19 protein-coding genes are annotated in these 20,163 nt (G+C 62.3%); 8 read left to right on the top strand and 11 right to left on the bottom strand.

Annotated features, from left to right (window positions below; genetic code table 11):
* The first annotated feature begins 39 nt into the window (after positions 1-39).
* Positions 40-816, top strand: a complete 777-nt coding sequence (locus AC5ZG1_RS20415) for a hypothetical protein (protein ID WP_496133882.1) — start codon at positions 40-42, stop codon at positions 814-816.
* A 10-nt stretch (positions 817-826) separates the two neighbouring features.
* Here AC5ZG1_RS20415 and sseA read toward each other — a convergent pair whose 3' ends face one another.
* The 3 genes from sseA to AC5ZG1_RS20400 all read right to left on the bottom strand — a co-directional run bounded on the left by sseA (position 827) and on the right by AC5ZG1_RS20400 (position 3,526).
* Entirely contained in the window at positions 827-1,684 is an 858-nt protein-coding gene (gene sseA / locus AC5ZG1_RS20410; protein ID WP_496133881.1) for a 3-mercaptopyruvate sulfurtransferase, read from the bottom strand.
* A 121-nt stretch (positions 1,685-1,805) separates the two neighbouring features.
* Positions 1,806-2,216, bottom strand: coding sequence for a rhodanese-like domain-containing protein (locus AC5ZG1_RS20405; protein WP_496133880.1), 411 nt, complete (start codon positions 2,214-2,216; stop codon positions 1,806-1,808).
* 134 nt (positions 2,217-2,350) lie between these two features.
* Positions 2,351-3,526, bottom strand: a complete 1,176-nt coding sequence (locus AC5ZG1_RS20400) for a vWA domain-containing protein (RefSeq protein ID WP_496133879.1) — start codon at positions 3,524-3,526, stop codon at positions 2,351-2,353.
* A gap of 229 nt (positions 3,527-3,755) precedes the next feature.
* Between AC5ZG1_RS20400 and AC5ZG1_RS20395 the strand changes: the two genes are divergently transcribed.
* A complete protein-coding gene (locus AC5ZG1_RS20395) occupies positions 3,756-4,598 on the top strand; it encodes an AAA family ATPase (RefSeq protein WP_028166112.1) in 843 nt (280 codons plus the stop codon).
* 77 nt (positions 4,599-4,675) lie between these two features.
* Positions 4,676-6,178: a flavin-containing monooxygenase gene (locus AC5ZG1_RS20390; RefSeq protein ID WP_496133878.1), complete on the top strand. Its 1,503-nt coding sequence runs from the start codon at positions 4,676-4,678 to the stop codon at positions 6,176-6,178.
* A 117-nt stretch (positions 6,179-6,295) separates the two neighbouring features.
* Here the strand turns inward: AC5ZG1_RS20390 and AC5ZG1_RS20385 are convergent, their stop codons facing one another.
* From AC5ZG1_RS20385 to AC5ZG1_RS20370, 4 genes are all read right to left on the bottom strand, one after another.
* On the bottom strand, positions 6,296-7,939 hold the full coding sequence (locus AC5ZG1_RS20385; RefSeq protein ID WP_130228160.1) for a GMC family oxidoreductase: 1,644 nt from the start codon (positions 7,937-7,939) through the stop codon (positions 6,296-6,298).
* 27 nt (positions 7,940-7,966) lie between these two features.
* Positions 7,967-8,560: a GNAT family N-acetyltransferase gene (locus AC5ZG1_RS20380; protein ID WP_496133877.1), complete on the bottom strand. Its 594-nt coding sequence runs from the start codon at positions 8,558-8,560 to the stop codon at positions 7,967-7,969.
* A 106-nt stretch (positions 8,561-8,666) separates the two neighbouring features.
* On the bottom strand, positions 8,667-9,593 hold the full coding sequence (locus AC5ZG1_RS20375) for an SMP-30/gluconolactonase/LRE family protein (protein WP_496133876.1): 927 nt from the start codon (positions 9,591-9,593) through the stop codon (positions 8,667-8,669).
* Between the two features lie 231 nt (positions 9,594-9,824).
* Positions 9,825-10,664 (bottom strand): GyrI-like domain-containing protein, encoded by an 840-nt coding sequence (locus AC5ZG1_RS20370; protein WP_496133875.1) that lies wholly within the window; start codon positions 10,662-10,664, stop codon positions 9,825-9,827.
* Positions 10,665-10,907: 243 nt separating this feature from the next.
* Here AC5ZG1_RS20370 and AC5ZG1_RS20365 point away from each other — a divergent pair, with 243 nt between their 5' ends.
* The gene (locus AC5ZG1_RS20365; protein ID WP_496133874.1) at positions 10,908-12,137 is read left to right on the top strand and encodes an ABC transporter substrate-binding protein; all 1,230 of its coding nucleotides are present in this window, start codon (positions 10,908-10,910) and stop codon (positions 12,135-12,137) included.
* A gap of 144 nt (positions 12,138-12,281) precedes the next feature.
* Complete coding sequence (locus AC5ZG1_RS20360; RefSeq protein ID WP_456644758.1) at positions 12,282-13,385, top strand: mandelate racemase/muconate lactonizing enzyme family protein; 1,104 nt, start codon at positions 12,282-12,284, stop codon at positions 13,383-13,385.
* A gap of 112 nt (positions 13,386-13,497) precedes the next feature.
* Here the strand turns inward: AC5ZG1_RS20360 and AC5ZG1_RS20355 are convergent, their stop codons facing one another.
* On the bottom strand, positions 13,498-13,863 hold the full coding sequence (locus AC5ZG1_RS20355; protein WP_155255357.1) for a hypothetical protein: 366 nt from the start codon (positions 13,861-13,863) through the stop codon (positions 13,498-13,500).
* A gap of 174 nt (positions 13,864-14,037) precedes the next feature.
* Between AC5ZG1_RS20355 and AC5ZG1_RS20350 the strand changes: the two genes are divergently transcribed.
* Positions 14,038-14,262: a hypothetical protein gene (locus AC5ZG1_RS20350; RefSeq protein WP_130228166.1), complete on the top strand. Its 225-nt coding sequence runs from the start codon at positions 14,038-14,040 to the stop codon at positions 14,260-14,262.
* A 336-nt stretch (positions 14,263-14,598) separates the two neighbouring features.
* Here the strand turns inward: AC5ZG1_RS20350 and AC5ZG1_RS20345 are convergent, their stop codons facing one another.
* On the bottom strand, positions 14,599-15,033 hold the full coding sequence (locus tag AC5ZG1_RS20345; RefSeq protein ID WP_456644757.1) for a cupin domain-containing protein: 435 nt from the start codon (positions 15,031-15,033) through the stop codon (positions 14,599-14,601).
* A gap of 327 nt (positions 15,034-15,360) precedes the next feature.
* Positions 15,361-16,014, bottom strand: a complete 654-nt coding sequence (locus AC5ZG1_RS20340; RefSeq protein ID WP_130228168.1) for a glutathione S-transferase — start codon at positions 16,012-16,014, stop codon at positions 15,361-15,363.
* 201 nt (positions 16,015-16,215) lie between these two features.
* On the opposite strand from AC5ZG1_RS20340, the gene AC5ZG1_RS20335 reads away from it, so the two are divergent.
* Both AC5ZG1_RS20335 and AC5ZG1_RS20330 read left to right on the top strand, forming a co-directional pair.
* Positions 16,216-17,436, top strand: coding sequence for a polyhydroxyalkanoate depolymerase (locus AC5ZG1_RS20335; RefSeq protein ID WP_028166100.1), 1,221 nt, complete (start codon positions 16,216-16,218; stop codon positions 17,434-17,436).
* A gap of 193 nt (positions 17,437-17,629) precedes the next feature.
* Positions 17,630-18,424 (top strand): substrate-binding domain-containing protein, encoded by a 795-nt coding sequence (locus AC5ZG1_RS20330; RefSeq protein ID WP_456644756.1) that lies wholly within the window; start codon positions 17,630-17,632, stop codon positions 18,422-18,424.
* On the opposite strand, the gene AC5ZG1_RS20325 is transcribed toward AC5ZG1_RS20330, so the two are convergent.
* The gene (locus AC5ZG1_RS20325) at positions 18,421-20,160 is read right to left on the bottom strand and encodes a bifunctional protein-serine/threonine kinase/phosphatase (protein ID WP_496133908.1); all 1,740 of its coding nucleotides are present in this window, start codon (positions 20,158-20,160) and stop codon (positions 18,421-18,423) included. The genes AC5ZG1_RS20330 and AC5ZG1_RS20325 overlap by 4 nt on opposite strands.
* Between the last annotated feature and the right edge of the window lie 3 nt (positions 20,161-20,163).

Below are 20,163 nucleotides of genomic sequence, written 5' to 3'. Positions count from 1 at the left end.
TGGCTCAACAGAACACTTCGGCAAAGACGGAACCGCGCCATGCTTCCCGGCCTTCGTTTCCTGTTCGCGGCAATCGTGCTGTCGACGTCGGTCCTGATCTTCGGACTTGGCGCTGCCGCGCTGCTCCGGGCTGCCCATGAGGAAGTCGCGAGCATCCCGGCGCGACGCAGCCCGCCGGAGCCCGTCTTCGCGCAAGCCCAAACACAAGTTCAAGCGAAGCCGCCGACGCTCGCCATGCTGCGCGTCGACCCGCCCGCAGCAGAGACAACAGAAAAGGCGCCGGACAGCGCCGAGACGTCCCCTTCTCCGACCGTACCAACCGCCGATGCTCCCGCGCCGGCCGAGCCTGAGCAGATGGCCGCCGTGAAGCCCGAGGAGGCTGCCTCAACCGAGACGCCGCCGGCCGAACCGCCTCTAGCAGATGCTCCGGAACCACAGGCGCCGACGACGGCAGCCCAGCCGGAAACTCCTGCGCCCGCCGAAGAGGCCAAGCCTGCGGCGGTCGCAGAGGTCCCGCCCGCGAACGACGCCACGCCGGCCGCATCCGAGGCGCCGACCTCAGCGGAAGCGAGTCCGCCGGCGGCCCAGATCGCCACGCTGGGCGGCCCCGCGGTCACTGTCGAGCAAACGACATCAGCAAAGAGCGCGGATGCGAAGCCGGATCAAACCGCGGCCAAGAAGCGTGCACGGGCGGAGCGTGCCAGGGAGCGCCGGCGCCTCGCGGCGCAGCAGCAACGCCTGGCGCCGCAGGTCATCCCGCAGCAGCAGACTTTCGATCCGTTCGGCCAGCCGGTGTTCGTGCGCCCCACGCGCTGATCGTCTGCAATCACGCAGGTCCCGTCGCGATCGGCGGCCCGTCCTGCAATCCCCATTCGGCCCAGGAACTGTCATAGAGCGCACTGCCGCGCACGCCGAGGCGATAGAGCGCGAGCGTCAGCACCAGCGCCGAGACGCCGGAGCCGCAACTGGTGACGATCGGCTTCGCCGTATCGACGCCGGCCGACGCAAATGCCTTGCGCAATTCATCGAGCGGCTTCATCGCGCCGGTCTTGGGGTCGAACAGGTCGGTATAGGGAACGTTGCGGCTGCCTGGGATGTGCCCGGAACGGCGCCCGGGCCAGGGCTCGACGACGGTGCCCTCGAACCGCGGGCGCGGCCTCGCGTCGATCACCTGCTCCTTCCTGGTCTCGATATTACCGAGCAATTGCTCCTTGCTGCGGACGAAGCTCGGATCGAACCTGGCCTGGAATTTTCCAGGCTTCGGCGCGACGGGCCCGGTTTCCGTCGGCCGCCCCTCGGCCTTCCACTTCTGCAAGCCGCCGTCGAGCACCTTCACGTTCGGATGACCGAACGACAGGAACATCCACCACGCTCGCGGCGCGGCAACCCAGCCGCCAGCATCATAGGCAACCACCGTGTCGCCTGAGGAGATGCCGAGCGCGGAGACGTCCTGCGCGAACTGCTCGGCGGCCGGATACATATGCGGGCGCGGGTCGTTCTTGTCGGCGATCGCATTGACATCGAAGAACACTGCACCGGGAATGTGGGCGGCGATGAAATCGTCGGCCGGCAACGGCACCACACCCGGCATCTTGTAGGAGGCGTCGATCACCTTGACCTTGGGATCGCCGAGGTGGGCGGCAAGCCAGTCGGTGGAGACGAGCGGGTCTTCGGTGGTGGTCATGGAAGGATCTCCGGCACTTCGCAAATCGTCATTGGCGGGCTTGACCCGGCAATCCATCCTCTTCGGGAGGATGGCCCTTTTGTCAGGATGGACACGCGGGTCAAGCCCGCGTGTGACGAGCTTATGTCTTCTTCGGCTCCCACTTCTCGATCGGGCCGCCGGCGTCGCGCCAGGCGGCGAAACCGCCGCCCATATGGGCGACCGGCTTCAGCCCCATGTCCTGCGCGGTCTTCGCAGCCAGGGCCGAGCGCATGCCGCCGGCGCAATGGAAGATGAACTTCTTGTCCTCTTGGAAGATCGGCTTGGCGTAGGGGCTCGCCGGATCGATCCAGAACTCGAGCATGCCGCGGGTGCACGAGAAGGCGCCCGGGATCTTGCCGTCGCGCTCAATCTCGCGGGGATCGCGGATGTCGACGATCACGACATCGTCGTTCGGGAGGATCTTGATCGCATCGGCGGCGCTGATGGTCTCGATCTCGGCATTGGCTTCGTCCATCATCTGCTTGATGCCGCGGTGAATGGTCTGGGACATGGGGCTCTCCCTTGGTTGTTGTTTGTCATTCCGGGGCGATGCGTAAGCATCGAACCCGGAATCTATTCCTCCGCCGGCGCAAGTGGCTAAATGGATTCCGGGGTCGTCCTTCGGACGCCCCGGAATGACGAGAGCTATCGTACCAGTTCCTTCATCGCATTCTCCAGACCTTCGATCGTGATCGGGTACATGCGCTCGGAGAAGATGCGGCGGATGATGGTGGTCGATTCCGAATAGTCCCAGTGCTTCTGCGCCACCGGGTTGAGCCACACCGCGTGCGGATAGGTGCGGATGATGCGATCGAGCCAGATCGAACCGGCCTCCTCGTTCACGTGCTCGACCGAGCCGCCGGGGACCATGATCTCGTAAGGCGACATGGAGGCGTCGCCGACGAACACCACCTTGTAGTCGTGCGGGTACTTGTGCAGCACGTCCCAGGTCGGGGTGCGATCGGTGAAGCGCCGCTTGTTCTGCTTCCAGACGCCCTCATAGAGGCAGTTGTGGAAGTAGAAATATTCCATGTGCTTGAATTCGCTTTTCGCGGCCGAGAACAATTCCTCGACCTGCTCGATATGCGAATCCATCGAGCCGCCGATATCGAAGAACACCAGCACCTTCACCGCATTGCGCCGCTCGGGGCGCATGTGCACGTCGAGATAGCCGTGGTTGGCGGTTTCCTTGATCGTGGTGTCGAGGTCGAGTTCGTCAGGCGCACCGGTGCGGGCGAACTTGCGCAGGCGCCGCAGCGCGACCTTGATGTTGCGGATGCCGAGCTCGACATTGCCGTCGAAATCCTTGAACTCGCGCTTGTCCCACACCTTCACGGCGCGGTTGTTGCGGTTCTTCTCCTGGCCGATGCGGATGCCTTCGGGATTGTAACCATGAGCGCCGAACGGCGACGTACCGGCGGTGCCGATCCATTTGTTGCCGCCCTGGTGCCGGCCCTTCTGTTCCTCAAGCCGCTTGCGCAGCGTCTCCATGAGCTTGTCCCAGCCCATGGCTTCGATCTGCTTCTTCTCTTCCTCGGTGAGGTATTTTTCCGCGAGCTTCTTCAGCCATTCCTCGGGGATCTCAGCCTTGTCCATGGCATCGAGCAGGCTCTCGAGGCCCTTGAACACGGTACCGAAGACGCGGTCGAACTTGTCGAGGTTGCGCTCGTCCTTCACCAGCGCCGAGCGCGACAAATAGTAGAAATTCTCGACGCTCTGCTCGGCGAGGTCGGCGTCGAGCGCCTCCATCAGCGTCAGATATTCACGCAAGGTCACAGGGACCTGGGCATCGCGCAGCGATGTGAAGAATTGCAGGAACATGTTCCATAGATTGCCCGCCGGGGTCGCGTCGTCAAGGGCACCCGGGGTCTTTAGGACAGCATTACGGGTTCGCCACGAAGGTGTGAGCGTCATTCCGCAAGGCGGAAACGGCCCGCCTAAATTCGAGGCGGTAGCGATGACCTCAGTTGCGTTCAGACGCTGGAATCCACGCTAGACCTGCTTGGTTTTTCCATTAGTATCAAATTGAAACTCATTCTGACGGGGTAGTATGAAATTCACCGGTACCAAGGATTATGTCGCCACCGATGACCTCAAAGTCGCTGTCAACGCCGCCATCGTGCTGGAGCGCCCGCTTCTGGTGAAGGGCGAGCCCGGCACCGGCAAGACGGTGCTGGCCGAGGAAGTCGCCAAGGCGCTCGATGCACCGCTTCTGACCTGGCATATCAAGTCCACCACCAAGGCGCAGCAGGGCCTCTACGAATATGATGCGGTGTCGCGATTGCGCGACAGCCAACTCGGCGACGCGCGCGTCTCGGATATCAAGAACTACATCAAGCGCGGCAAATTGTGGGAAGCCTTCACCAACGAGAAGCGCCCGGTGCTCTTGATCGACGAGATCGATAAGGCCGATATCGAATTCCCCAACGATCTGCTGCTCGAGCTCGATCGCATGGAGTTTTTCGTCTACGAGACCGGCGAGAGCATCAAGGCCAAGCTGCGCCCGATCGTGATGATCACTTCCAACAACGAGAAGGAGTTGCCGGACGCCTTCCTGCGCCGCTGCTTCTTCCACTACATCAAGTTCCCCGATGCGGACACGATGGAAAAGATCGTCGACGTGCATTTCCCCGGCATCAAGAGGCGCCTGGTGGAAGAGGCGTTGCGCATCTTCTTCGAGGTGCGGGAAGTGCCGGGCCTGAAGAAGAAGCCTTCGACCTCCGAATTGCTCGACTGGCTGAAGCTGCTGCTGAACGAGGACATCACGCCGGAAATGCTGCGGGAGCGCGATCCGCGCAAGCTGATCCCGCCGCTACATGGCGCACTGCTCAAGAACGAACAGGACGTGCACCTGTTCGAGCGGCTGGCCTTCCTGAGCCGCCGCGAAGTTTGACGTGACGATTTCCGAAGCGCCGGGAGCCCCCCCGGCGCTTCGTGCCTATACCAACAAAACAACAAAGAGCAGGGAAGATGAACGTCCAAACGCAGATTCGCGCTGCCGAGCCCGTCACGTCTGAGCATTTCGACGTCCTGATCGTGGGCGCCGGAATTTCCGGAGTCGGAGCCGCCTACCACCTGACTACGCAATGCCCCGGGACCAGCTTCGTCGCGCTGGAGACGCAGAAGACTTTTGGCGGCACCTGGAGCACGCATCGTTATCCCGGCATCCGCTCCGACAGCGACCTGCACACCTTCGGCTATCGCTTCAAGCCGTGGACCAGCGCGCCGATCGCAACCGCCGCCGAGATCCTGAAGTATATGGGGGAGGTGATCGAGGAGAACGACCTCGCCCGCCACATCCGCTATCGCCACACCATCACGTCGGCGAAATGGTCGAGCGAGACCAATCTCTGGACCATCGACGCCACGCGGACCGACACCGGCGAGCACTTCCGCTTCACCACCAATTTCTTCTGGATGTGCCAGGGTTACTACCGCCATGCCGAGGGCTATACGCCGGAGTGGAAGGACATGGCCAAGTTCAAGGGCCCGATCGTGCATCCGCAGAAATGGCCCGAGGATCTCGACTACAGGGGCAAGCGCGTCGTCGTGATCGGCTCCGGCGCCACCGCCGCGACTCTGATCCCCGCGATGGCCAAGGACGCCAGCCATGTGACCATGCTGCAGCGCTCGCCGACCTATTTCCGAACCGGCCGCAACGCGATCGAGATCGCCGAGCAACTGCGGCAGTTGCAGGTCGACGAGAAATGGATTCACGAGATCACCCGCCGCAAGATCCTGTTCGACCAGGACGCCTTCACCCGCAAGACGTTCGAGAAGCCCGAAGAGGCCAAGAAGGACTTGCTGTCGGCGGTGGAAGCCTATCTCGGCAAGGATTATGACATCGCCACCCATTTCACGCCGCGCTATCGCCCGTGGCGGCAGCGCATCGCCTTCATCCCCGACGGCGACCTGTTCCGGGGCATCAGGGCCGGCAAGGCGTCCGTCGTAACCGACGAGATCGAACGCTTCACCGACAAGGCCATCCTGCTGAAGTCCGGCAAGGAGTTAGAGGCTGACATCATCGTCACCGCGACAGGCTTCAATCTGTGCGCCGCCGGCGATATCGAGTTCGAGCTCGACGGCAAGCCGCTCGATTTCGCCGATACCGTGACCTATCGCGGCATGATGTTCACGGGCGTGCCCAACCTCGTCTGGGTGTTCGGCTATTTCCGCGCGAGCTGGACCCTGCGCGTCGACCTCGTCGCCGACTTCGTCTGCCGCCTGCTCACGCACATGAAGGAAACCGGCGCGAAGAAGGTCACGCCGGCGCTGCGGCCGGAGGACCACAACATGCCGATCCTGCCGTGGATCGACGAAGAAAACTTCAACCCCGGCTACATGCTGCGCGGCATGCACCTGTTGCCCAAGCGCGGCGAAAAGCCGGAATGGCAGCACAACCAGGACTACTGGGCCGAGAAGGACGAGTTTCCGACGATCGATCTGACGGACAAGGCGTTCGTGTACGAGTGAAGGACTTTCCCCTCATGGTGAGGAGGCGCGCAAGCGCCGTCTCGAACCATAAGGCCCCGCCTGTTGCCTCATCCTTCGAGACGCGCTGCGCGCTCCTCAGGATGAGGAGAAACAGCGTCAGGCGTATTCCGCCAGGGCCACGGCGGCCGCCGCCTGCTTGCCGCGGATCATGTCGGAGGCCTTGTCGGCAATCATCATCGTCGAGGCGTTGAGATTGGCGGAGATCATGCGCGGCATGATGGAGGCGTCGACCACGCGCAGGCCCTGCAGTCCGTGGACGCGGAGCTGGTCGTCGACCACGGCCCATCTGGCATCCGCCGGACCCATCCGGCAAGTGCAGCCGGGATGGAAGGTCGTCGTGCCGCGCTCGGTCGCAGCCGCGAGGAATTCGTCGTCGGTCTGCACGTTCGGTCCGGGGAAATCCTCGTAGTCGTAGTAAGGCGCAAGCGGCGCCGACTTCAACAGGCGGCGCGCCAGCTTCATGCCGGCGACCACGACGCGGCGATCAAGCTCTTCGACGAGATAGTTGGTCTGGATGATCGGCGGCGCGAACGGATCAGACGAGCGGATGCGGACAAAGCCGCGGCTCTCCGGCCGCTGCTGCCAGGAGGCGACCGTCATGCCGGGCTGATCCTCGAGCTGGCCCTGCACACCTTCCTTGTAGCTCGCCGGCGTGAAGGTGAGCTGGAGGTCCGAACTCTCCGTGGTCTCGCCCGAATGCCAGAAGCAATAGACCATGGTCGGCGACAGCGACAGCAGGCCGCGCCGTGTCGTCGCCCATTTCAACGCCTCGACCCACAGGCTGAGGCCCCGCCGAAGCTCGTTGATGGTCCGGATGTTCTTCACGCGCGCGACGGAACGCGGCGCGTAATGGTCCTGCAATCCCTCGCCGACACCGGGCAATGCGTGGCGCACCTCGATGCCGTGCGACTGCAACAGCTCCGGCGAGCCGACGCCGGACAATTGCAGGACCTGCGGCGAGTTGTAGGCGCCGCCGGAGAGGATCACTTCCTTGCTGGCTCGCACCTCGACCGGCTCGCCGCCCCGCCCTCCCCGCAAGTAACGCACGCCGACCGCGCGCTTGCCCTCGAAGATGATGTTGGTGACATGCGCATGCGTGCGCACGTTGACGTTCGGCCGCTTCCGCGCCGGATGCAGGAACGCTTTCGCCGCGCTCATGCGCAGGCCGTTCTGGATGGTGCGCTGACAGTAGGACACGCCTTCCTGGATCGCGCCGTTGTAGTCAGGATTGCGCGGAATGCCGAGGCTGACCGCCCCCTCCATGAAGGCCTCGCAGAGCGGGTCCTGCCAGTCCATGGTGGTGACCGTGAGGCTGCCGTCGCGGCCGCGATAGGTCTCGTCGCACTCGCCGACACGACGTTCCATCCGCTTGAAATAGGGCAACACGTCCGGATAGCCCCAGCCGCGGTTGCCGAGCTGCGCCCAGGTGTCGAAGTCCTGGCGCTGGCCGCGGTTGTAGATATGGCCGTTGATCGAGGACGAGCCGCCGAGCGTCTTGCCGCGCGGCGCATAGATGCTGCGGCCGCCGGTCCAAGGGCCCGGCTCCTGCTGGTAGGCCCAGTTGACGCTCTTCATGTGGAACGTCTTGATGAAGCCGGCCGGCAGATGGATATAGGGGTGCCAATCCTTCGGGCCTGCTTCGAGCACGCACACCGTAGTGCCGGCATCCTCGCTCAAGCGGTTGGTAAGAACGCTACCGGCGGAGCCCGCGCCGATGATCACATAATCGAACGTTTCCATCGTCTCGTTTCTGGCGCGGCAGAGCGGCTACCGCGGCTTTTCGTTGAGTTGATAGGTGAGGTGCGCCTTCACCGTCGGCCATTCACTGGCGATAATGCTGTAGACCACGGTGTCGCGCAACGTGCCGTTTGGTGCAATCTGGTGGCTGCGCAGGACGCCGTCCAGCTTGGCGCCGAGCCGCTCGATGCCGCGGCGGCTTTGGTGATTAAAAAAATGCGTGCGGAACTCTACCGCAATGCAATCGAGCGTCTCAAAAGCATGCGTCAGTAACAGCAATTTGCACTGCGTATTGACCGCGCTGCGCTGCACACGCTTCGCGTACCAGGTCGAACCGATCTCGACGCGCCGGTTGAGCGCATCGACATTCATGTAGGTGGTCATGCCCGAGATGGTGCCGGAGGCATCGAACACCGTGAACGGCAGCATCGATCCGGCCGCCTGCAGGCCAAGCCTGCGGTCGATCTCTTTGCGCATGTCTTCAGGCCGAGGGATGAAAGTGTACCAGAGCTTCCAGAGCTCGCCGTCCTTCACGGCCTCAACAAAACCATCGGCGTGATCCGGCGACAGTGGCTCCAGCCGCGCATGCGCGCCGCGAAGGGTGATAGGTTCAAGCCAGGGCATCCGGTATCCTTCCCGTCATTGCGAGGAGCGACAGCGACGAAGCAATCCATCTGTCCGTACGCGGCGCCATGGATTGCTTCGCTTCGCTCGCAATGACGCCTTAGCACTATTTATTCAAAAAATTCAGCGGCAGGCCAGGCCGCGCCCAATCCATCGCGACCAGTTCGCCCTTCCCTGACAGCGTGATGTAGGCGGTCTTCAGCTCGGGTCCGCCGAAGGCAATGTTGGTGGTGACGCGGTCGCCGGTCGGCACCTGCTCGACCAGGGTACCATCAGGCGCGATCACGGAGATGCAGCCCGAGACCAGCGTCGCCACGCAGACATTGCCGCTGGCTTCCACCGCAAGCGAGTCGAACATCTGGTAGCCGCCGAGCCCCGCAATCGGCTTGCCGCGTTCGCCGCGATAGATCACGTCGCGCGGCTTGACGGTGCCCGGCTCGGAGAGATCGTAGGCCCACAGCCGTGCCGTGGGGGTCTCGGCGATGTAGACCGTGTTCTCGTCCGGCGACAGGCCGATGCCGTTGGCCGGCAGCAGACCATGCACGCCCTCGACGATCTCCTCCATGCCGGGCTTGATGTAATAGAACGCGCCGACATCCATCTCGCGCGCGCGGCGCTTGCCGAGATCGGAGAACCAGAGCCCGCCATGCCTATCGAAGACAAGATCGTTGGGTCCCCTCAAGGCATGCTCGCCGCATTTGTCGACGACGGTCTCGACCTTGCCCGACTGCAGATCGACGCGCTGGATCGAGCCGCCGATATAATCGTCCGGCTGCGGCCCCGGCATGATCATGTTGCGCGTCGGGATCCAGCTGAAGCCGCCATTGTTGCAGATGTACATCTTGCCGTCGGGACCCAGCGCCGCGCCGTTGGGGCCGCCGGGAATCTGCGCCACCACTTCCTTGCGTCCGTCCGGATAGACCCGCGTCAACCGCTTCCCGCGGATCTCGACCAGCACCACCGATCCGTCCGGCATCACCACCGGCCCTTCCGGAAATTCGAGATCGGTGGCGAGAACGCGGATATTGGCCATGAAATCCTCCCGGCTCTTGTGGCTGCAAGGGGATTTTTGGACCGCCCCACGCAACGTATTGTTGGCGTGAAGTTATGACAAAGACGCTTCTGCTTGCCAAGCAAGCGCGGAGCAGGGCAGCCTTGCGAGCTGCCGTAGGATGGGTAGAGCGAAAGCGAAACCCATCATCTTGCCCCATCGCATCTGGCGCATTGATGGGTTTCGCTTCGCTCTACCCATCCTACAAGTCCATCACTCCTTCACAGGTACCCAGATCTCGAGGCCGCCATTGCCGGTCATAGGATCGAAGTTCTCGTCATAGCGCTCGAAGTTCGGCGCATCGGCCGCCTTCATACCGGACTGCGGCAGCCAGTGATTCCAGATCGTGTTCACGGTTCGCCGGATCGTGGAGATGTGCTCGCCATGGGTGAAGACCGCATATCTCTGCTCGGGGATGCGCACCCGGCTGAACTCGCGCGGCAAGTCGGAGAAGTCGGCGACCTCGACGCCGGCGATATAATCGAAATTGCCGGCGTCATCGCCGTTGCAGCAGACGCCATAGGCGACGTTGCCAATGCGGCCGGGAATATTGCCGACCGTCTGGTGAAATCGCTGCCACTGGTTCGGAATGCCGGCGCCGTCGCAATTGGCGTGATTGTAGCGTTCGCCGACGCCGGCGACGAGGAACGCCTTTCCGGTTGCAATGCGTGGCGGGCTGAGATGATCGAGCGCGGTTGAATCCATCATGATCGGCTCCTGTAGCTTCAGCTTGCTGAGGCACGTCGTGGCGCGAACCGTTTCCGGCGTGACGCCGAAATGGTCGCGGAACGCGCGGGTGAACGCTTCGTGGGAGCCATAGTCCGCATCCAGCGCCAGGCTGAGGATATCCGGCGCGCCGCCCGCAAGCGCGCGAGCCGCCTCGCTGAGACGGCGGGCGCGCACGTAACGCATCACCGAAAATCCTGTCGCCGCCGCAAACGCGCGCACCAGGTGGAAGCGCGAGACACCGGCGATGCCGGCGATCTCGTCGAGCGTCAGCGGCTGACCAAGATGGCTCTCGATGTACCAGAGCGCCTTCTGGGCTGGATTCATGGCGGTCGGGCCTTCCCTCGAAACGCGTCCATCATGCGTGATCGCGCCGTGCACCGTTTGACAGTCCTTGCTGTCCCGCAGCAATCAAAGCGTCGTTCCGTCCCACGGAAATTGCAACCCGCCCCGTCGCTGGCAAGGCATAGCCAATCGTGCATACTCGCTGACGCATCGATCCGACGGCTCACATCAAGCTGCCCATAATCAAGACTGCAGGAGCCGCGGCGACTGTCAGGGAGGACAAAGATGCATTACCGGCTCTTGAACTATGCCCAATCCATGCTGCTTGCGACACTTATAGCCATCGCGCTCGCGGGAACCGCCAGCGCACAAAAGAAATACGATCCCGGTGCCACCGACACCGAGATCAAGATCGGCAACATCATGCCCTACTCCGGCCCGGCCTCCGCTTACGCCACAATCGGCAAGACCGAAGCGGCCTATTTCAAGAAGCTCAATGCGGAAGGCGGCATCAATGGCCGCAAGATCAACTTCGTCAGTTATGACGACGCCTATAGCCCGCCAAAGACGGTGGAGCAGGCACGCAAGCTCGTCGAGAACGACGAGGTGCTGCTGATCTTCAACCCGCTGGGCACGCCGGGCAACACCGCGATCCAGAAATACATGAACACGAAGAAAGTGCCGCAGCTCTTCGTCTCCACCGGCGCAGCCAAGTGGAACGACCCGAAGAATTTTCCGTGGACCATGGGCTGGCAGCCCAGCTACCAGGTCGAAGCGCGGATCTACGGCAAGTACATCCTGCAGAACTATCCGGGTAAGACGATCGGCGTGCTCTACCAGAACGACGATTTCGGAAAGGATTACGTGATCGGGTTGCGCGAGGGCCTCGGCGATCAGGCTGGCAAGCTGATCATCGTGGAGGCCTCCTATGAGACCAGTTCGCCCACGGTGGATTCCCAGGTGGTCCAGCTCAAGGGCGCCAATCCCGACATCTTCGTCAACATCGCGACGCCGAAATTCGCAGCCCAAGCGATCAAGAAGATCGCCGAACTGGACTGGCACCCGGTGCAGTTCCTGACCAACGTCTCGGTTTCGATCGGCGGCGTCATGAAACCGGCCGGCTATGAGGCCAGCCAGGGCGTGCTGTCCACCAACTATCTGAAGGATCCCAAGGACGCCGAATGGAAGAACGATCCCGCGATGAATGAGTGGCGGGCGTTCATGGGCAAATGGTATCCTGAAGGCGATCTCGACGATGCCGCGACCGTGTTCGGCTATGGCGTCGCCAAGGGGCTCGAGCAGGTGCTGCGCCAATGCGGCGACAACCTCACCCGCGAGAATGTCATGAAGCAGGCGGCCAATCTCGATTTCCAGATCGGCATCTACCTGCCGGGCACCCGCATCAAGACCGGACCGAACGACTTCGCGCCAATCGAGCAGCTCCAGATGACGCGCTTCAAGGGCGAGAGCTGGGAGCGGTTCGGCCCCGTCATGAGCGGCGAGAAGGGCTCTTAACGCTCAACCTAAGACACCATCGAACCCGTCATGCCCGGGCTTGTCCCGGGCATCCACGTTGGGCACTTAACGGCGAAGGGCGTGGATGGCCGGGACGAGCCCGGCCATGACGGAGCACTCGGCATCCACCTTTGGAGGCACCTTATGAAAATCACTGATATCCGCGCACACCACATCCGCATCCCCTATGACGCCGGCCCCGCGAGCTTCCGGCAGGGCGCGTCGGCGATCGCAGCGCTTGACATGGTGCTGGTCGAAGTCTCGACCGATAGCGGCCTCACGGGCTGGGGCGACGCCTTCGCCTATGTCTGTCCACAGACGACCCGCACCGCAATCGAGGAGATGATCGCGCCGCAGGCGCGTGGCCTCGACGTGCCTGATGCATCCGGCATTCCCGCCGTGATGGAGCAGATCCAGCGCAACCTGCATCTGTTCGGCCGCTACGGCATCACGATGTTCGCGATCTCGGGGTTCGACATCGCGCTGTGGGACCTTGCCGGCAAGATCAAGGGCGTGCCGCTGCATCGGCTGATCGGCGAGGCCACACGCGCGAGGATCCCGGCCTATGCGAGCCTGATGCGTATCGGCACGCCGGAACATATCGCCGGCGAATGCGAGGCCGCGCTCCGTCGCGGCTACGGCGCGATCAAGCTGCACGAGACCACGACGCCCGCGGTGTTCGCGGCACGCAACGCGATTGGCAGCAACGTCCCGCTGATGGTCGACATGAATTGCCCGCTGGACGGCCCGAGCGCGATTGCTTTCGCGCGAGACTGCCAGGCGGCAAGTCCGATGTTCCTCGAGGAGCCGGTCTGGCCGCCGGAGGATTTTGCCACGCTCGCCGACGTGCGCGCCAAGGGCGGCCTCGACATCGCGGCCGGAGAGAATGCCTGCACCGTGCACCAGTTCCGCCAGATGATGACGGCGGGCGCCGTCAGCCATGCGCAACCCTCGGTAACCAAGGTCGGCGGCATCACTGAGTTCCTGAGAGTTGCGACGCTCGCCGACGAACTCGGCATCAAGATCGTTCCACACTCGCCCTATTTCGGACCGGGCTTCCTGGCGACGCTGCACCTGATGTCGATACGCCACGACGGCTTCATCGAAGCCTTCTACATGAAACGGCCGGCCTGCCTCTGGCGCGGCCGCGCCGATGTCGATGCAAGCGGCAGCGTCGAGGTGCCGCAAGGGCCCGGTCTCGGCTATGAGCCCGACAGAGACGTGATGGAGCAGTACCGCGTGTCGTAGGGGGCTTCTCACCCCAGGCGTCATTGCGAGGAGCGCTAGCGACGAAGCAATCCATGTCTCCGCGAGCGGTGAGATGGATTGCTTCGCTGGCGCTCGCAATGACGGACACACATCACTTGCCGCCTTCTTTCGCCGCCGGCGCAGCGTCCTTTGCCGGCGGCACGTCGGCCTTCTTCTTCAAGTCCTCGTCCATCTTCTTCTGCGCGGCCAGCAGATCATCCACGCGCTTCTGCAAGGTCGCGGATGCACTCTTGAGGTATTCAATCTGGCGATTGGCCGCATCGAGCTTCTGCTGGTGATCGGTCACAAGCTTCGTGATCGTCTTCTGGAGGAAGTCGACATTGCTCTGCAGGCAGCTCGTGCGCCGCTCCCAGGTCTTCTCGACGGTACAGATCTCGATGCCTGGAACGTCCTGAGCATTAACTTTGTTAAATGCCAACGCGCTGGATACGAGCATCATGAGCGAGGCGATCATCATCTTAACGTTCATTAAGTCCTCCACGCGCTCACGGCAATGTGCGCAAAGCACGACGACATCGTCAGAGATACCACACTGTAACCGCATTCCGGCGCTGTCCTCCACTTATTGCGGGGTGCGGGGGGCTTTTGGGAACTCAAACGTTTCCACGCATCGGAAGTGGAGAATAATCAGATGGCAACGCGCGAAAAGCGACTGGCACAATTCGATGGCAACGGCGAACCTCCGCCGAACGAGATCGTCGAAGTGCTTTGCGAAGATCAGAGCGGCACATATCAGTTGCCGTTCGCCTGTCGCTTTACCGACGGTCATTGGCTCAATGACGAATCCGGCGGAACGGTCGAGGCGACCGTGATTGCCTGGCGCTTTCCTCGCGTCAAGCAAAGAGGCGTGGCTTAGGAGATCACAGAAGAGTCGCTATCGGCTTCCGCTTCGCGAGCGACGCGAAGCTCACGCTGAAGCAAAACCTGCGAGTGGGATGAAGCATCATCCCTCTCGCATTTGCTTGTATCAAAATGCGACGGGAAAATTCGCCGCCTTAAGGTTCGGAACACCCGTGGAACGAAGCGCGTCCGAATCAGTGATGGAGTGCCGTACGCTGTTGTTCACGGCTAGATGTCGGTGCCAGTCCGAGCAGGCGCACCACATGCAGAAGAACAACCAGCGGCCGCAGCCAACGGCCAACCACAAGAGTTAATTCCTCCGGAGACGACATGATCGGTGACTCCCAATCAGTTACTTCCAAGGCGTCACCGGCGGCACCTTGTCGGTGGCCGGCGGCATGTCGACGGTCTTGAAGTCCGCCGGGCTCACGATCTCCAGATATTCCATGTCCGGTGAGTAGTCGAAGAGGTAGTGCACGATACCGGGCCGCTGGTGCACGACGTCTCCGGCCTGCACCAGCGTCGGCTTGTCCTCGTACATGAAGCGCGCCCAGCCCTTCATCATGATCACGATCTGGAAATCGCAATCATGGCGATGCCAGCCGGTGCCATCCTCGGGCGGGCAATCGGGATTCGCCTTGACCAGATGGCAGATCACCTGGCCGCCGGTGGCATCGGCTATGCCGAGATCGCGGTAGAGGAAGAAGTCGCGCAGGCCGCCGCCCTTGAATTCGGTATCGCCTGGCTTGACATGAGAGAACTTGCTGACAACGGCATGCTGGTTCATTTGAAGCCTCCAACGTTCTCGATCGCGAGACCCGCGGCTACGCAAGGCGTCCAAATTTTCGGCAGCGTCGCATCGTCGCGTTCACAGCTTGGTTCGTGCCATGCGAAATCCGCGCCAGTCGCGCTGCGGCGCAGCGATTCCTGCAGATCGCTGTCGCCAAGCGGACGAAGCGCTTGGAACCAAGCCTGAATTTAAGTCGAGCGATTTTTCGCGGCGCAACCACCGCTCGCCTGCCGCTACTCGCGCGCGGCTGCCGTGGCACGAGCTTTAGGCAGTACTTGCACCGTGCTTGAGCCCGCTGAACGCGCACCCGGCAGGCAGCACTGCCTAATATTCGACCTCCAGCTCCTCGACGTCGGCGGGCTCAGCCTTGGCTGCCTCGACCCACTCCCGCATCTCCGGCATCGACATGATGGTCGCGGCATAGGCTGCGAGCATCGGCTCGAGCTTGACGTCATAGGTGATGAAGCGGGTGACGACCGGCGCATACATCGCGTCCGCCATGGTGCGGCGCTCACCGAACAGGAACGGTCCGCCTGACTCCGCGAGGCAGTCGCGCCAGATGCTGCAGATCCGGTCGATATCGGCCTGCGCGCGCGACCAGATCTTGAAGCCCGGGAAATGGCCTTTCAGATTGACCGGCAGTGATGCCCGCAGCGTCGTGAAGCCGGAGTGGATTTCACCGCAGATCGAGCGGCAATGTGCCCGCTTTATGCGGTCTTCCGGCAACAGACCGGCATTCGGCATGACCTCGTTGAGATACTCGGCGATCGCCAGCGTGTCCCAGACGGTCGCGCCCTCGTGGCGCAGGCAGGGCACCAGGATCGACGACGAGAGCAGCAGGAGTTCCGCACGGGCCGAGGCGTCGTCCGGAGCTGTGATCACCTCCTCGAATTCCAGCCTCGCGAATTTCGCCAGCAGCCAGCCACGCAGCGACCATGATGAATAGTTCTTGCTGCTGATGGTCAGTGTCGTTGCCATAGAGCCTTCCTTCACGCCTCAACCTCGACCGCAGGGACCCAAAGCCTCCAGCCTATCTTGCGGATATCGCCCCTGCTCATCGCCTGGGCGCCGAATATCCCAAGCAGCAAGCCACGTGCCAATTTCGAGGGCGGTTCGACTCCGCTTTGGCTTCGATATTGCATAGCAACGCGGGGCAAGGGGCGGTCGCGTATGATGTCAATGTCAATGATGTACCAAGCCTACCAGAATCACATGGACCTGACGGCACCATGGCGCACGGGGGCGGCGGCGGCACTTAGATATCTTAATCTGGTGCCGCAGGGGGCCTCGGACCGGCTGTTTGGCCGGCTTGCCGCCGCACTCGAACTGATCTCGCGCTCCACCCTGACCTACACCCGCCCCGACTATGGCATCGGCAGCGTGAGGGTGGGCAATCGCGAATTGGAGGTGCGGGAGGAAGTTGCCTACGCCACGCCGTTCGGATCGCTCCTGCACTTCAAGAAGATCGATGGACCCGAGCACCCGCGCCTGCTCTTAGTAGCGCCGATGTCCGGTCACTTCGCGACGCTATTGCGCAGCACGGTCATGACGCTGCTGCAGGATCACGACGTCTACATCACCGACTGGCACAATCCGCGCGACATTCCGCTCGACCAAGGTCGTTTCGGGCTCGAGGATTACACGGACCATCTCATCACCTTCCTCGATAAGCTCGGCCCGCGCGCGCACATGGTCGCCATCTGCCAGCCTTCAGTGTCGGCGCTGGCGGCGGCGGCGATCATGTCGGAGGACAATCACCCCGCGCGCCCCGCGTCGCTGACCTTGATGGCCGGGCCGATCGACACGCGCATCCAGCCGACCAAGGTCAACGAATTTGCCAAGAGCAAGCCGATAAAGTGGTTCGAGGACAACCTCATCAACTATGTCCCGATCCAGTGCCGGGGCGCGTTCCGAAAGGTCTATCCGGGCTTTGTGCAGCTCACCGCCTTCGTCTCCATGAACCTCGAGCGCCACATCAAGCAGCACATGGACCTCGCCAATCATCTTGCCAAGGGCGAGAAGGAGAAGGCAAACGTCATCAAGACTTTCTACGATGAATATTTCGCGGTGATGGATCTGCCGGCGGAATTCTACATCGAGACCGTGCGCGACGTGTTCCAGGAGCACCTGCTACCTCAGGGCAAGCTGATGCACCGGGGCCGGCCGGTGAATCCCGCTGCGATCAGACGCATGGGCCTGATGACGGTCGAAGGCGAGCGCGACGACATCTGCTCGATCGGCCAGACGCTCGCCGCGCAGGACCTCTGCACCGGCGTGCGCGGCTATCGCAAGGTGCACCACATGCAGGCTGGCGTCGGCCATTACGGTGTGTTCAGCGGCAAGCGCTGGAACAACGAGATCTATCCGCTGTTGCGCGACTTCGTGCACGTGAATTCGTGACAAGGCGAGCGCTTCTCTTTCCGTCATTGCGAGGAGCATAGCGACAAAGCAATCCATGCTTCCGCAAGCGGCGACATGGATTGCTTCGCTCGGCTCGCAATGACGGGTGGAGGCCCTAGCCACTCGCCCCCGCACGCAATAGTCTGCCCAACGCGACGAGCACCTAGAAAATTGTCCCGGGAGAAAAACGACCATGCGGCCCTTCGCGACTTTTCGCGCGCTCGCACTTGCCCTCGCCGCCGCCCTCTTCCTCACCGCCTCCGCATCCGCCGCCGAAATCCACGTAATGATCTCGGGCGGGCTAACTGCCGCCTACAAAGCCCTGGTGCCGGAATTCGAGCGCAGGACCGGCCACAAGGTGTCGACCGCCTATGGACCGTCGATGGGAACCACCGTCAACGCAATTCCGGTGCGGCTCGAGCGCGGCGAGCCCGCCGATGTGCTCATCATGGTCGGCTACGCCCTCAATGACCTCGCCGCGCAAGGCAAGGTGATAGCCGACAGCCGCGTCGAACTCGTCAAATCGCCGATCGGAATCGCGGTGAAATCAGGCGCGCCAAAGCCGGACATCAGCTCGGCGGATGCCGTGAAGCGCGCGCTGCTCGCGGCAAAGTCGATCGCCTATTCCGACAGCGCCAGCGGCGTCTACGTATCGACCGACATGTTCCAGAAGCTCGGCATTGCCGAAGCGATGAAGGACAAAGCAAGAAAGATTCCGGCCACGCCCGTCGGCGAGATCGTGGCCAAGGGCGAAGCCGAGATCGGCTTGCAGCAGATCAGCGAGCTGAAGCCCGTTGCCGGCATCGATATCGTCGGGCCGCTGCCGGATGAGCTGCAGAAGATCACGGTGTTTTCCGCCGGGATCGCCAGCGCCTCCAAGGAGCCCGACGCAGGACGCGCGTTGATCCACTTCCTCGCATCGCCCGACGCCCGCGCTGAGCTGATCAAGAGCGGACTGGACCCGATCCCCTCCGGCACCACACACTAATGAAAGCGATGCGCCCCGTAGGCCAAGAGGAGAACCAGGGCGAGCGCCAGCACGAGCGTCGTACATTTCCAGAACAATAGTGGGTTGCGCTCAATCAGCGGGGTTGATGACGTCGTGAGATATTTTGCGTTGGGATTGCGGAGGTCGAACAAGAACTCCGACAGACTGTCATATCGCTTATATGGATTGGGATGCACGGCCCGCTCCATTGCTCGATCGACCCAGATCGGGATGTCCGGACGGATGTGCGTGGCCGGGCCGTAGATGAGCTTGTTGAAGTCCGATCGGGTCCTCGCGCGGGCGACCCGGGCGCCATAAGGCAGCCGTCCCGTCAGCATGTGATAGGTGATGACTCCGAGCGAGTACAGATCCGAGCGCGGCGTGCCAGGCTCGCCCAGGAAATATTCCGGGGCAGTGTATTGCTGGGTGCCGAGAATCTCGTTGCGGCCGTCCAAGGGCGCCGCCTCGACTACGCCGGTGATCCTGGTCGATCCGAAATCGATGATCTTCACCGTGCCGGTCTTGTCGATCATGATGTTGTCGGGCCTGATGTCCTGGTGCAGCATCTCCTTGCGGTGGAAGGCGCGGATGCCCTTGGCGATTTGCTCGACAATGCCGCGAACCGTCTCAAGCTGCGGGCTCGGATTGTCGATCATCCATTGCCGAAGCGTCTGCCCGTCGATGAATTCGGTCACGACGTAGAGACAATTGCGCTTGCGCGGTGGCGTCCAGGGCTTCAGCACATGCGGGCTGTCGATGCGCTTGGCGACCCATTCCTCCATCATGAACCGCTTCAGATAGGCGGGATCGTCGCGCAGATCGATCGACGGAATCTTGATTGTCACCGTGGTGCCGGTGTCGTCATCAACGGCGAGGTAGATGTGGCTGCAGCTGCTGCCATGCAGTTCGCGCACGATGGTGTAGCCGTCGAACGCCATCCTGGCTTCCAAGAGCGGCGGCAACGGCAACTCGCTCGATTGGCCGAACGCCTCGCTGGCGCTGCTCTCCGGCAGTTCGTCGATACGCACGATCTGGACGGTGAGATTGTCCTGGCTACCGCGCTCATAGGCCTGCTCGACGATGGCCTTCGCCGCCTTGTCGAGGTCATCGGCGCCGTCGACGATTATCTTTGCCAACTGGCGCGGTGCGACGTGCTCATAGATGCCGTCGGTCGCCAACAGGAACATGTCGCCCGGCTCGACCCTGAACGACTGGTAGTCGATCTCGACCTGGGCATTAACGCCCAAGGCACGGCCGAGATAGCTCTGCACCGAGGACAAGACCACGCGGTGGTCGGTGGTCAGTTGCTCAAGGCTGTTGCCGGCGAGGCGATAGATCCGGCAGTCGCCGACGTGGAAGATATGCGCGGTGGTCGACTTGATCACCATGGCGCTCAGCGTGCAGACATAGCCCTTGTCCTTTTCGTAAGGGTTTTGGCTGCGCCGGGTCTGAGCATGCAGCCACGAATTGGTGGCTTCCAGCACGCGCTGCGCCGAGGTCTTCACCGACCAGGATTCCGAGGTGCAGTAATAGTCGGTCAGGAACCCCTTGACGGCCGACTCGCTTGCAATACGGCTGACGCTGCTCGAGCTGATCCCATCGGCGAGCACGATCGCGATGCCCTTCAGGCCGAGCAGCGGCTCGCTCGGAATCAGGATGCCATGGAAATCCTGATTGGTTTCCTTGCGGCCTTTATCGGAACATTGCCCGACCGATATTTTCAAATGGCGCGACATCGC

This window comes from Bradyrhizobium sp. Leo78, from assembly GCF_059512425.1.
This window is presented reverse-complemented; position numbering and strand designations above follow the sequence as displayed.